A 12,490-nucleotide genomic window follows, 5' to 3' on the forward strand; every position below is an offset into this window, starting at 1 on the left:
GATTTGGGTCCTGCCAGCCCGTTTCCCAGCCGCTGGAAGGCTTTCCGTCGCTGGTCGCTCGTCCGCCCTATCGTGCTGTCCTTTGTGGACTTCCCTATTTCGAAGCCAACGCGAAAAGCTCACCGTCGATCCAGTCGCGTTCGTGCAGTTCCGTGCAGAAACGCCGGTACGAGTGACCCAAAGCCGCCTGCTGCGCGGGATCCGGCTCGACGACGCGCGTTGCCCCGGCGCGACTCACCGCGGACAGCCCGCCCGGCGTGATCGCCGCCGCCGCGAGGAGGGCGGCACCGTAAGCCGTCTCGGCTTGGGAAGAGACTTCTAGGCTCAGCCCCGTCACCGTCGCCCTGATCTGCGTCCACAGTGGACTCCGGCTGCCACCGCCCGCGGCCAGGAGCGGCCCGCGCACCTCGATACCGAGCCGCCGCAGGTGGTCCAGCGCCAGCCGCTCGACGAAGGCCACCCCTTCCAGCCGCGCCCGGTGCAGCTCGACTTCATCGGCGGGCTCGCCGAATACGAAACCCCGCGCGTTCGAGGACACGAACGGAAAGCGCTCTCCCGACCTGGCCAGCGGGTACGCGACCACCCCGGCCGGCCCCCGTTGCGCTGCTGCTTCGTCGAGCCGGGCGATGTCCCCGGTGAGCGCCTCGCCCCCCGTGTTCGACGCGCCGCCGGGCAGCCACCAGCCATCCGGATGCCGATGGCTGTACATCGAGCCGGTCGGATCCGGCACCAGTTCCTCGGTGACGCCTTTGAGCACATACGTCGTGCCGACGATGCCCGCGAACCGGCCCGGTGTCACCGCACCCGTCGCGAGCTGTCCGGCACATCCGTCGGTCATCCCGGCCACCACCAGACAGCCGGCCGGCAGCCCGGCGATCGGCCGGGATACCTCCCCGAGCACGGAGGCCGGCGCGACCACCTCGGGGAGCCACCCACCCGGCACGCCCAGCGCCTCGAACACCTCGGTGGCCCATTCACCGGCCCGCGGGTCGTACCCGCTTTTCAGTGCATGGGAGGAATCCGCCGCCACCGGCCCGCCGGTGAGCCGGGCACAGATCAGCTCCGGGGTGTGCCGGATCCCCGCCGCGCCGGGGAAATTCTCGTGCAGCCAAGCGATCCGGCCGAGCGCGGCCGTCGGCGAGACGCCCATCCCGAGCGCCTGCCAACGCTTCGCGCCCAGTTCGGCGGCCTTGGCGTTCCAAGGCGCGCCACGACGGTCGTCGTACATCAGGGCCGGCGAAACCGGCTCGCCGTCACCGTCGACCGCGACGATGGTGCCCGACGTCGCGGACACCGCCACCGCACGTACAGAGCGACCCGCCGCGACCCGTTCCACGACGGATTCGACCGCAGGCCACCAAGTTCGCGCGTCCTGCTCGCTCCGGCCGTCTTCCGTGCGGACCGGCGCGGGCAGCTCCGCGGAGGCTTTCGCGACCACGACGCCGTCGGCCACCGCGAAGGCTCGCACCCCCGCGGTGGCGACGTCGATCCCGATGACGGTCAATTGACCGCCGCCGACACCTCTTGCAGGCTCGCGTCCTGCTTGATGGCCTTTTCCGTGGTTTCCGGCAGTTTCAGGAACCGCACCAGGATCGCCGCGACGATGTACAGCGCGGCGAAGATGATGACCACGCCCGCGGCGCCGACCGGCCCGAGGAACACGCTGACGATCGCGGGACCGACGAACGCCGCGGCGCCGGCACCGAGGTTCAGCAACGCCATCGCACCGCCCTTGTTCTCCGGCGCCAGCGAAGGAAGCAGCGCCGAGATCGGCACGAACCCGGCCAGCGTCGCCCCGTAGAGCGCACCGACGAGCAGCGCCACCCAGTAGTAGTTCGCGCCCAGTGCCACCGGCACGAAGTACAGCAGCAGGATCGAGATCGCGCAGCCGATCGCGCCGAACCAGAAGATCGTGGTCCGCCAGCCGATCTTGTCCGAGAGCAGGCCGAAGATCAGGTTGAAGAAGATGTTCGTGCCGTAGATGACCGAGACCAGCAGCAGCCAGCGCCCTTCGCCGAACCCGATCTGGTCCGAGAAGATCGTCGGGAAGAAGACGAGCATGCCGAACTCCGGCGCGGTGTTGATCACTCGAGCGAGCATGCCCATGCCGACCCGTGGCTTCTTCCACGCGATCGACACGCTGGAAATCAGGCTCTGCACCGGTTTCACGTCCGGCGGCGCGAGCCGCTGGTACCCCGTGCGCTCGCGGACACCCAGCACGCAGATCAAACCGCCCAGCGCCAGCACGCCGACCGACAGCCACAGCGTGCCGTAGTGCCCGAGCACCGGGTTGGTGAAGCTCGCCAGCAGGGAGCCGAGCGTGGGCAGGCCACCGGTGAACGCGAAGTAGAACCAGCCGACCGCCGCGCCGAGCCGCGCGACCGGGGCGACCGCGGTGATCCACACCAGGAAGCCGAACGCGAACATCGGGTAGCCGAACCCGCGGATGCCGTAGAACACCAGCATCAGCGCGTAGTTGTGCCCGGCGACGGCCACCGAGAGGAACAGCACGTCGAACACGACCCAGATGGCCAGCCCGATCAGCATGACCCGCCGCGGGCCCCACAGTTCGGACAGTGCACCGGACAGCCAGGATGCCAGCATCACCGCGACGCCGTACACGGTGATCACATATGAGGCGTGGATTTCACTCCCAGCCCCGTTGTCGGCCATGAACGGCGAGATGAAACCGGATTCCACCCCGTCGCCGACCATGAACAGCAGCAGCCCGACATAACCGAGCAGCAGCGGTGCGGGCAGACCCCACTTGTTGAGCAGCCCGGAAAAACCGCCGCTGGGTGGGGACAACCTCGGTGTTGCCGTCTCACTCATCACGCCTCCATGCACGCGTCAGGTCGACTTAGCATGGACCATGTGAAGATAACACGCAAGATGGTATTTCAGTCGCGCCCGATCTCGACGGTGATCCGGGAGCGCAGCTCCTCGAGCAGCTGCTCGGGGGTGTCCTCGTCGACGATCAGGTGGTCGAACTCGCCGATCGGGGCGAGCTGGTGCAGCGCGGAGCGGCCGACCTTGCTCGAGTCCATCAGCAGCATCCGGCGTTCCGCGCTGGCCAACATGGCGCGTTTGACCAGCACGATCTCCGGCTCCTGGTGGTAGGTCATGTCCGGGGTCATCGCGGCCGTGGAGACGAAGGCGAGGTCCACCGTGAGCTGCTCGACCGCCTCCAGGCAGGGCATCCCCAGGAACGAGTCGTGAGTGGGCGAGTAGTCCCCGCCGAGGCCGATCAGCCGCACATCGGCGACGTCCTTGAGCAGCCGGATCGTGCGCAGGTAGTTGGTCGCCACGGTCAGCGGCGTGATCTGGTGCAGCATCCCGGCCAGCTCGAGCGCCGTCGTGGAGTCGTCGAGCAGGATGGACATCCCCGGCTCGACGTGTTCCGCGGCCGTGGCCGCGATCGCCTTCTTGGCCTCGACGTTGGCGTGGAGCCGGTACTCGCTGCTGCTCTCGAATACCGACGAGGGCTGTGCCGAGACCCCGCCACGGAACTTGCGCAGCAGCCCGCGCCGGACGAGCGAGTCCAGGTCGCGGTGCACGGTCATCAGGCTCACGCCGGTGATGTCGACGAGCTCCGCCGCCGATGCCGATCCCTTCCCGACCACGTGGTTGGTGATCAGCTGCTGGCGAACACTCGCCTTGTTCTCCTTCACGCCGGCAAGCGTCCCAGCGCGGGCTGGTTGAACCGGTGCAAAGCGGTGCGATTGCCCCGGACGTGTATTTCCGTGACGGCGGCGTTCTCCAGTCGCGGGAACACGCTTCGGTAGGTGTGCAGCGGGATGCCGAGCAGCTCGCAGAGGGTCAGCCGCAGCAGCGTGTTGTGCGCGACGACGAGCACCCGCCTGTCTTGTTCGCGCTCGGCGATTTCGCGCAGCGCGCGAACTCCCCGCCGCGCGGCCAGCTCCGGTGGTTCGGCGTCGGGGAACGCCCCGGCCACCGGATCGGCGCGGAAGCGGTCCGCGATCTCGGGCGGCAGTTCGCCGAGCCGCTTGCCCTCCGCGATTCCGAAGTGGACTTCACGCAGCTGCTCCACCGTCTGGATCGAGAGGCCGAGCGCCTGCGCCGACGGCTCGGCGGTACGCCGGGCGCGCCCCATCGGGGAGCAGTACAGGGCGACCGGCGGATCGGGCTGCGCGGCCAGGAACTCGGCCAGTTGCCCGGCCTGGTGCAGGCCGCGGGCGGTCAGCGCGACCTCGCTGGTGCCGGCGTAGCGGTTCCCGGCGTGCCATTCGGTCTCGCCGTGCCGCACCAGCAGGAGCGTGCTCATCACATCCTCCTCGTGACAAATCTCGTCTGTGGTGTTAATTTAACATTCCAAGCGTGAAAGGGGTTGTCGCAATGGGTTTCGCCGCGGTGGTGTTCGACCTCGACGGGGTCCTCGTCGAGAGTGAGCACCTCTGGGAGGAGAACTGGGCCGCCTACGCCGCGGAGCGTGGGGTCGGGTGGACGGCCGAGGACACCTCCACGGTGCAGGGTATGAGCGCGCCGGAGTGGGCTGCCTATCTCGCGAAGCGTAGCGGCACCAGCGAGTCCGTCGAGGAGGTCGAGCGCGCCGTGGTGGACGGCATGATCGCCTCCATCGAGAAGGGCGAGGCCCCGTTGCTGGCCGGTGCCGACGCGATGGTGCGGGACGTGAGCGCGAAGGCGCCGGTCGGGCTGGCTTCCTCGGCCGCGCGCCGGGTGATCGACGCGGTGCTGGCCACGCACGGACTGACGGAGCAGTTCAGCGTCACCGTGTCCAGCGCGGAAGTTCCGCGCGGCAAGCCCAGTCCGGACGTGTACGCCGAAGCGGCGTCACGGCTGGGGTTCCGTGGAGAGCAGTGCCTCGGCGTGGAGGATTCGAGCAACGGCATCCGTGCCGCGGCGGCGGCCGGGCTCACCGTGATCGCGCTGCCCAACCCGACGTACCCGCCCAAGCCGGACGCGCTCGAACTGGCCGCCGAGGTGGCCGAGAGCAATGACGACGTCCGGCGGAAGCTGCTCGCCTACCTCACCGGGGAGCTGGTGCGGTCATGACAACACTGGGTGCCGCGGAGACTTTCAAGCGGGACTGGATCGACGGGTTCGTCACCGCGTACGGGCGTGAGGTCCGCAAGGTGCCGGACGCTTATGGCGTGCTGGCCCGGGAAGTGCCGCGCCAGGGCAAGGTCGCGGTCGTCATCGGCGGCGGGTGCGGGCACTACCCGGCGTTCGCCGGGCTGGTCGGTCCCGGGCTGGCCGCCGGCGCCGTGGTCGGTGACGTGTTCACCAGCCCCAGCGCGGAACAGGTGTACCGCACCGCCCGCGCGGCGGACGGGGGCGCGGGTGTCCTCTTCGGCTACGGCAACTACCAGGGCGACGTGCTCCACTTCGGACTGGCCGCGCGCAGGCTGGCCGCCGAGGGCATCGAAAGCCGCACGATCCTGGTCACCGACGACATCGCCAGCGGTCCTTCGGACAAGCCGGAGAGCCGCCGCGGCGTGGCGGGGGACTTCTTCGTCTTCAAGGTCGCGGGCGCGGCCGCCGAGCGCGGGGACGATCTGGACGGGGTGTACTCGGTCGCGGTGAAAGCGAACGAGAACACGAGGACGTTCGGGGCCGCTTTCGGTGGCTGCACGCTGCCGGGCGCCGAGGAGCCGCTGTTCACGGTGGCCGAGGCGGAGATGGAATTGGGCCTCGGCATCCACGGTGAGCCCGGCGTCCGCACGGTCTCCCGGCTGAACGCCGTGGAGCTGGCGGACGAACTGGTCGACGGGCTGCTGCCGGAGCTGCCCTCCGGTGACGGCCGGATCGCGGTCCTGCTCAACGGGCTCGGCCGCACCAAGTACGAAGAGATGTTCGTGACGTACAAGCGCGTGCACGAGCGGCTGGTCGCGGCCGGGTTCGACCCGGTGCACATCGAGGTCGGGGAGTTCGTCACCTCGCTGGACATGGCCGGGGTCTCGCTGTCCGCGATGGTGCTGGACGACGAGCTCGCCGAGCTGTACGCCGCGCCGTGTGCCACGCCGGGCTACCGGAGCACGGGCCTCCCGCTGGAGTCCGTACCGGCATCGTCCACTGTGGACGATGCGCTGGCCAGGCCGGAGGGCGAGGGCGACGGAATCGTCGACAGGGCGCTGACGGCGGCGATGCGCAGCATCGAGGAACACGAGGACGAGCTCGGCAGGCTGGACGCGGTCGCGGCCGACGGTGACCACGGCCTCGGCATGACGCGCGGGATGCGTGCGGCCGTCGCGGCGGCGCGCCGGGTCGACAAGGAGTCCATCGCCGATGGCCTCCTGGCCGCCGGCACGGCATTGGCCGACGCCGCCGGGGGCGCCTCGGGCGCGCTGTACGGCGTACTGCTGGCGGAGACCGGCGCGGGACTCCGGGGCGAGATCACCACGAGCACGATGGCCGACGCGGTGGACAACGCGGTCCGTGCGTTCGTGGAGCTGGGGCGTGCCGAGCCCGGGGACAAGACGATGCTCGACGCGATCGAGCCGTTCCGGGAAACGTTGCGCCAGAACGAAAACGCCGAACTCGCCGAGGCATGGCGGAAGGCGGCGCAGGCGGCGGTGCTGGCCGCCGAAGAGACAGCGAACCTGCTGCCCACCAAGGGCAGGGCCGCCCGGCTGGCGGCGCGAAGCAAAGGACATGCCGACCCGGGGGCGACGTCGTTCGCCCTGATCGTCACGGCCGTCGGTGAAGTTCTCGGGAGGGATCGGTAATGCGCGTGGTGGTCGCCGCGGACAACGCGGGTGTGCTGCTGAAGAACGAGGTCCGTGAGCTCCTCGAGAGGGACGAGCGGGTCACCGAGGTCATCGACGTCGGGGTGGAGACGCCGGACGACGATCGTGCGTACCCTGTGCTCGGGCTCGCGGCCGCGGAGAAGATCGCGAACGGGGAAGCCGACCGCGGCGTGCTGGTCTGCGGCACCGGGATCGGCGTGGCCATCTCGGCGAACAAGGTGCCGGGAGTGCGGGCGACGGTCGCGCACGATTCGTACTCGGCCGAGCGCTCGATCAAATCGAACAACTGCCAGGTGATCACCTTCGGTGCTCGCGTGGTCGGGCCGGAGCTGGCGAAGAAGATCGTCGGGGAATGGCTCGGCTACACCTTCGACCCGTCCTCGGCCAGCGCGGCCAAGGTCGCCCACATCACCGAATACGAGCAGGTTCACGCCGCGGGCTGAGCGGTCGCACCAGTGAGAGGAACAAAGACGTTGCGGATACTCGCTGCAGGAGACGAGTTCGTCGGGACCGGGCTGCTGGTCGACGCCGTCCGGGCGGAGATCGCGGATGCCGAGTTCAACCGGCTTTCGCTGCCGTGGCCGGTGGAACCGTTCGGCCCGGTGGGTGGCGTGAACGAGGCCAGCGGCACCGAGGAGCAGGTGATCGAGGCGGTCGACGGGGCCGAGGTCGCGGTCACGCAGATGGCGCCGTTCACGAAGAAGGTCTTCGCCGCCGCGCCGCAGCTGCGCATGGTGTCGGTTTCCCGCGGTGGCCCGGTGAACGTGGATCTCGCCGCGGCGACCGAGGCCGGGGTCGCGGTCACCTTCGCGCCCGGCCGCAACGCCGCCGCGGCCGCCGAGTTCGCCATCGGGCTGATCCTGGCCGGGATGCGGCGGATCGCGAAGGCGTCGGCTGAGCTGCTCGCGGGCGAATGGCGGGGCGACTACTACGCCTACACGAACGCCGGGATCGAGTTGGAAGGCACCACGGTCGGGCTGGTCGGCTACGGCGCGATCGGGTCCAGGGTGGCGAAGGTACTGGTCGCATTCGGGGCGCACGTGCTGGTGTCGGACCCGTTCGCGGACCCCGCGAAGATCGCCGCCGACGGCGCGGAGGTCGTCGAGCTGGACGAGTTGCTGCGCCGGAGTTCCGTGGTCAGCCTGCACGCGCGGCTCACCGAACAGACCAAGCACCTGATCAACGCCGAGAAGCTCGCGCTCCTGCCGGAAGGCGCCGTGCTGGTGAACTCCGCCCGAGGTGGCCTGCTGGACTACGCGCCGTTGCCGGACGCGTTGCGCAGTGGGCGGCTGGGTGCACTGGCGCTGGACGTCTACGACGTCGAGCCGCCGCCCGCGGACTGGGCGCTGCGTGACGCCCCGAACGTGATCGCCACCCCGCACCTGGCCGGCGCCAGCAGGCAGACGGCCGAGCGGGCGGCGCGCATCGTGGCCGCCGAGGCCGGCCGATACGCGCGTGGGGAGAAGCTGGTCAACGTCGCGAACCCGGAAGTACTCCAATGATCATCGGCGTCGACATCGGTACTTCACTGACGAAGGCCGTGGTCTTCGACGGGGCCGGCGTGTCCATCGCGCAGGCCACGACTCCCTCGGAGGTCCGGCATCTGTCCGGCGGACGGGTGGAGCAGGATCTCGACCAGGTGGTCGGCACGGTCGCCACCGTGGTCCGCGAGGTGGCGTCCCGCGTGGCCGAACCGGTCACCGCGCTCGCCCTCACCGGGCAGGGCGATGGCGTCTGGCTTCGTGATGCCGAGGGAAATGCCGTTCGCCCGGCCATCTCGTGGCTCGACGGGCGGGCCAACGCCCTGCTCGCGAAATGGCAGGCCGACGGGGTGTCCCGGGACGTGTTCCGGCGCACCGGTTCCGGCATGTTCCCCGGCTGCGCGGCGGCCATTCTGTCCTATTTGGACCAGCATGAGCCCGAGGTGCTCGATCGCGCCGTGGTCGCGGGTTACTGCGTGGACGCGGTGGTGCAGCGGCTCACCGGCGAGATCACGGTCGATGTCTCCGACGCCTCGCTGCCCTTCCTCGACCCGCGCACGAGGCAGTACGACGAGAAGGCGATCGCGGCCTGTGGGCTCGAATCCCGCCGCGGCCTGTTCGCCGAGCCGGCCAAGCCGAAGACGGTCTTCCACCTCAACTCCGCCGGCGCCGAACTGCTCGGCCTGCCCAGCGGGCTGCCGGTCACGGCGGGGCCGTTCGATCTCCCGGCCAGTGCCATCGGCGCCGGCGTGCGTGAACCCGGGGACGGGATCCTCACCGCCGGCACCACCCTCGCGTGCCAGGTGCTCACCGACAGCGCCGATTTCGATCCCGAGGGCGAAGCGGCCGGGATGTTCCTGAGCACCCCCACGGTCGGCGAATACCTGCGCGCGATGCCGGCGATGGTCGGCACCGCGAGCATCGACTGGGTCTGCGCGTTGCTCGGCATCGAGGTTCCCGAGATCGCCGGCCTGCTCGATTCGAGCCCGCCAGGGGCCAACGGGGTCCGCGCCCTGCCGTTCCTGTCCGCGTCGGGGGAGCGCGCTCCGTTCGTCGATGCGGCGGCCCGAGCCCAGTTCTCCGGACTCAGCCTGGAACACGGCCGCGCGGACATCGTGCGCGCGTTGTGCGAGTCGATTGCTTACGCGGCAAGGCATTGCTTCGATGCTGCCGGTCTGTCCGGCCGGTTGTACGCGTGTGGTGGCGGAGTGCGCTCGGCGGCTTGGACCCAGATCTTCGCCGACGTGCTCGGCCGGCCCATCGTGATCCCGAGCGATCCGGGAGTCGGCGCCCGCGGCGCCGTCCTCGTCGCGGCGGAGGCGCTGGGCCAGCCGTACGACGTCGAGCTGTGGGCGAGCAGCTCCCGTACCGTGGAGTTCGTGCCGGAAAACGCGGAATTCTACCAGAGCGGCTACGCCGACTACCAGGCCTCGCTGGCGGCGGCGCGGGGGTTGTGGCGACTGTGATCCTTGCGGAAGAACGCTTCGCGATCTGCGAGTACGCCCGGAAGATGACCGCCGACGGGCTGGTGGTCGGCACCTCGGGCAACATTTCCGTCCGGTCGGGGGAGCTGGTCGCCGTCACGCCGACAGGCGTCGACTATTCCTCATTGCGTTCGCAGGACGTGCCGGTGGTCTCGCTGGACGGATCCATTGTGGACGGAGATCTCCGGCCGACGAGCGAGCTACCGATGCATCTGACGGTGTACACCAAAGCCGTTGACCCGGAAGGAACTCCGGTCAACGCGGTCGTGCACACGCATTCGGTGAACGCCACCGCAGTGTCCACTTTGGTCGAAGAAGTACCACCGATCCACTACATGCTGGCGGCGATCGGGGAAAGCGCCAAGGTTGCCCGCTACGCGACCTACGGGACGCCGGAGTTGGCCGACGCGATGCTCGAAGCGCTCGACAACCGCCGAGGCTGCCTGCTGGCGAACCACGGCACGATCACGTACGGGGACAGCCTGCATTCGGCCTATCACCGTGCGCAGCAGTTGGAGTGGGTGTGCCAGGTCTGGCTGACGGCGCGGTCCGCCGGTAGCCCAAGCCTGTTGTCGCAGCAGGAAATCGAGCACGTGGTGGAGAAACTGCGCGGCTACGGGCAGCGCTGACCGCGTGACGGGTGGCCGCGGGAAACCTCGCGGCCACACCGAGTCGGCCACATCGAGGCGATGTTGCCGCGCCGGTCGGTATCGTCGCCAAAAGCCCTGCCCGCCGGACAGGCTGAGCTGGCCGCGATATCCGACTTAATCGGACAATCGTCATCAGTCGGAAATTTTCCAAACATCCACATTTATGGACTGAAACAGACCTGTAACTGTGCCGAAGTGGGCTTCTCCCCTAAGGTTGGCGATCATTGCCCGGCGGAATCCGCTGAACAAGGATCGAGGCGCTCAATGGTTCAACCTGTGCAGTCAGGTCGGTTGGAGACAAACCAACCGAAACTGCGTAGATCGGTCGGCTTCTACGGACTGATGTTCGTTTCGCTGGGCTCGATCATCGGCTCGGGCTGGTTGCTCGGTGCGCTCAAGGCAGCGAAGGTCGCCGGTCCGGCGTCGTTGCTGTCGTGGGTGCTGACCGCGGTCATCATGGCGACGCTGGCGCTCATCCACGCCGAACTCGGCGCCGCTTACCCGGCAGCCGGTGGTACGGCCCGGTTCCCGCTACTGGCTTTCGGTGTTGTCGCCGGTTTCGTCGGCGGCTGGGTGGCCTGGCTGCAGGCGGTCGCGCTGGCGCCGGTCGAGGTGGAGGCCAGCCTCGAATATCTCGACAACATCGGCTGGGTCAAGGACAACCTCAACCTGCTGACGGAGAGCGGCACACTGACCGCGAGCGGGTTCGCCTGGGCGACCCTGCTGATGGCGATTTTCACGATCATCAACCTGGTCGGCGTGAAACTGCTGTCCGAAAGCAACAGTGCCACGGTGATCTGGAAAGCCGCGGTCCCACTGCTGACCATCGTCGTGCTGCTTTCGCTGCGCTTCCACCCCGGCAACTTCACCGCGGGTGGCGGTTTCGCGCCGGCGGGGGCGCACGGGGTGTTCGCCGCGCTGCCGGTCGGTGTGGTGTTCGCGTTGCAGGGCTTCGAACAGGCCGTGCAGGTCGGCGGCGAGGCGCGGAACCCGCAGAAGGACATCTCCCGCGCCATCATCACCGCGATGGTGATCGGCACGATCATCTACCTGCTGCTGGAAATCGCGTTCATCGGCGCGCTCGACCCGGCGGCGATCGCGCACGGCTGGGACAACCCCATCGAACAGGGCTCGTTCGGCCCGTACGCGACACTGGCGACGCTCGCCGGCGCGGGCTGGCTCGCGTACATCCTTTACGCCGACGCCTTTGTTTCCCCGGCGGGCACCGGACTCCTTTACCTGGGCACGTCTTCGCGGCTGTCGTACGCGATGGGCCGGGACAAGATGCTGCCGCGGAAGCTGGGCAAACTGAGCCTTCGCGGGGTGCCGGTGTGGTCGATCATCCTGTCGTTCGTGGTCGGCGAGATCATGTTCCTGCCGTTCCCGAGCTGGCAGAAGCTCGTCAGCGTGATCACCTCCGCGACGGCGCTCATGTACGCTTTCGCGCCCGTCGCGATGACCGCCCTGCGCAAACGCGACCCGGACCGCCCGCGCCCGTACCGAGCGCCCGCGCCGAAGGTGATCGCCCCGGCCGGTTTCGTGGCGGCGAACCTGGTCATCTACTGGACCGGGTTCGACACCACGTGGAAGATCATGGTCGCGATCGTGGCCGGGTTCCTGCTGTTCCTCGCCGGCCGCAAGACCATCCCCGCGGCCGAACGTCCCGAGATCGACTGGAAGGCGGGCACCTGGATCGCGCCCTGGCTGGGCGGTCAGGTCATCCTCGGCTGGCTCGGCCGCTACGGCGACAGCGGCAACCTCAACGTGCTGCCGGAATGGCTCGACCTGGTGGTGGTGATGGTGTTCAGCCTGGTGATCTTCTACTGGGCGGTGAACGTCGCGATGGAGACGAGCAAGGTCAAGGCGGCCATCGAGCGGGAGGCCGCTGAAATCGCCGCCTGATCCCGACGGCCCAGAACCGGCCCGGTTCGCCGATCGCGCCAAGGCCACGACAAGCCTTGTCCGATCGACAAACCGGGCCGGTTTCTGTCAGGTACACGCAGAACTTCTCGATTCCCCGCAGCCCGGGCCCCGCGGCCGAAAACCGGTTCTCCTACAGGCGCTGGGTTCGGCAGCCCCGCGAGTACCGAGGCGCGCGGCCGACGACAATGCGCGCGTGAACACCGCGACCAACCGGCATCCAGACC

At 68.9% G+C, this 12,490-nt stretch carries 11 protein-coding genes; 7 read left to right on the forward strand and 4 right to left on the reverse strand.

The window, feature by feature from the left end; genetic code table 11:
- Positions 1-94 precede the first annotated feature (94 nt).
- The 4 genes from FPZ12_RS43935 to FPZ12_RS43950 form a co-directional block, all read right to left on the reverse strand.
- A complete protein-coding gene (locus tag FPZ12_RS43935) occupies positions 95-1,504 on the reverse strand; it encodes an FGGY-family carbohydrate kinase (RefSeq protein ID WP_144760077.1) in 1,410 nt (469 codons plus the stop codon).
- Positions 1,501-2,832 carry an MFS transporter gene (locus FPZ12_RS43940; protein WP_144760080.1) on the reverse strand — a complete coding sequence of 444 codons (1,332 nt, stop codon included), beginning with the start codon at positions 2,830-2,832 and terminating at the stop codon, positions 1,501-1,503. Before FPZ12_RS43940 ends, FPZ12_RS43935 begins: the two co-directional genes overlap by 4 nt.
- Positions 2,833-2,900: 68 nt before the next feature.
- On the reverse strand, positions 2,901-3,671 hold the full coding sequence (locus tag FPZ12_RS43945; protein WP_144760083.1) for a DeoR/GlpR family DNA-binding transcription regulator: 771 nt from the start codon (positions 3,669-3,671) through the stop codon (positions 2,901-2,903).
- Positions 3,668-4,285, reverse strand: coding sequence for a histidine phosphatase family protein (locus FPZ12_RS43950; RefSeq protein ID WP_144760086.1), 618 nt, complete (start codon positions 4,283-4,285; stop codon positions 3,668-3,670). Before FPZ12_RS43950 ends, FPZ12_RS43945 begins: the two co-directional genes overlap by 4 nt.
- Positions 4,286-4,356: 71 nt before the next feature.
- Between FPZ12_RS43950 and FPZ12_RS43955 the strand changes: the two genes are divergently transcribed.
- From FPZ12_RS43955 to FPZ12_RS43985, 7 genes are all read left to right on the forward strand, one after another.
- Entirely contained in the window at positions 4,357-5,034 is a 678-nt protein-coding gene (locus FPZ12_RS43955; protein ID WP_144760108.1) for an HAD family hydrolase, read from the forward strand.
- Positions 5,031-6,707, forward strand: coding sequence for a dihydroxyacetone kinase subunit DhaL (gene dhaL / locus FPZ12_RS43960; RefSeq protein WP_144760089.1), 1,677 nt, complete (start codon positions 5,031-5,033; stop codon positions 6,705-6,707). The genes FPZ12_RS43955 and dhaL overlap by 4 nt, the downstream gene beginning before the upstream one ends.
- On the forward strand, positions 6,707-7,171 hold the full coding sequence (locus FPZ12_RS43965; RefSeq protein WP_144760092.1) for a ribose-5-phosphate isomerase: 465 nt from the start codon (positions 6,707-6,709) through the stop codon (positions 7,169-7,171). Before dhaL ends, FPZ12_RS43965 begins: the two co-directional genes overlap by 1 nt.
- 30 nt (positions 7,172-7,201) lie before the next feature.
- Positions 7,202-8,230, forward strand: a complete 1,029-nt coding sequence (locus FPZ12_RS43970) for a 2-hydroxyacid dehydrogenase (RefSeq protein WP_144760096.1) — start codon at positions 7,202-7,204, stop codon at positions 8,228-8,230.
- On the forward strand, positions 8,227-9,675 hold the full coding sequence (locus FPZ12_RS43975; RefSeq protein WP_144760099.1) for an FGGY-family carbohydrate kinase: 1,449 nt from the start codon (positions 8,227-8,229) through the stop codon (positions 9,673-9,675). Before FPZ12_RS43970 ends, FPZ12_RS43975 begins: the two co-directional genes overlap by 4 nt.
- Entirely contained in the window at positions 9,672-10,322 is a 651-nt protein-coding gene (locus FPZ12_RS43980) for a class II aldolase/adducin family protein (protein WP_144760102.1), read from the forward strand. The genes FPZ12_RS43975 and FPZ12_RS43980 overlap by 4 nt, the downstream gene beginning before the upstream one ends.
- A 285-nt stretch (positions 10,323-10,607) precedes the next feature.
- Positions 10,608-12,245, forward strand: coding sequence for an APC family permease (locus tag FPZ12_RS43985; RefSeq protein ID WP_279537881.1), 1,638 nt, complete (start codon positions 10,608-10,610; stop codon positions 12,243-12,245).
- Positions 12,246-12,490 lie beyond the last annotated feature (245 nt).

Origin of the sequence: Amycolatopsis acidicola (assembly GCF_007713735.2) — a bacterium.
GTDB lineage: Bacteria > Actinomycetota > Actinomycetes > Mycobacteriales > Pseudonocardiaceae > Amycolatopsis_E > Amycolatopsis_E acidicola.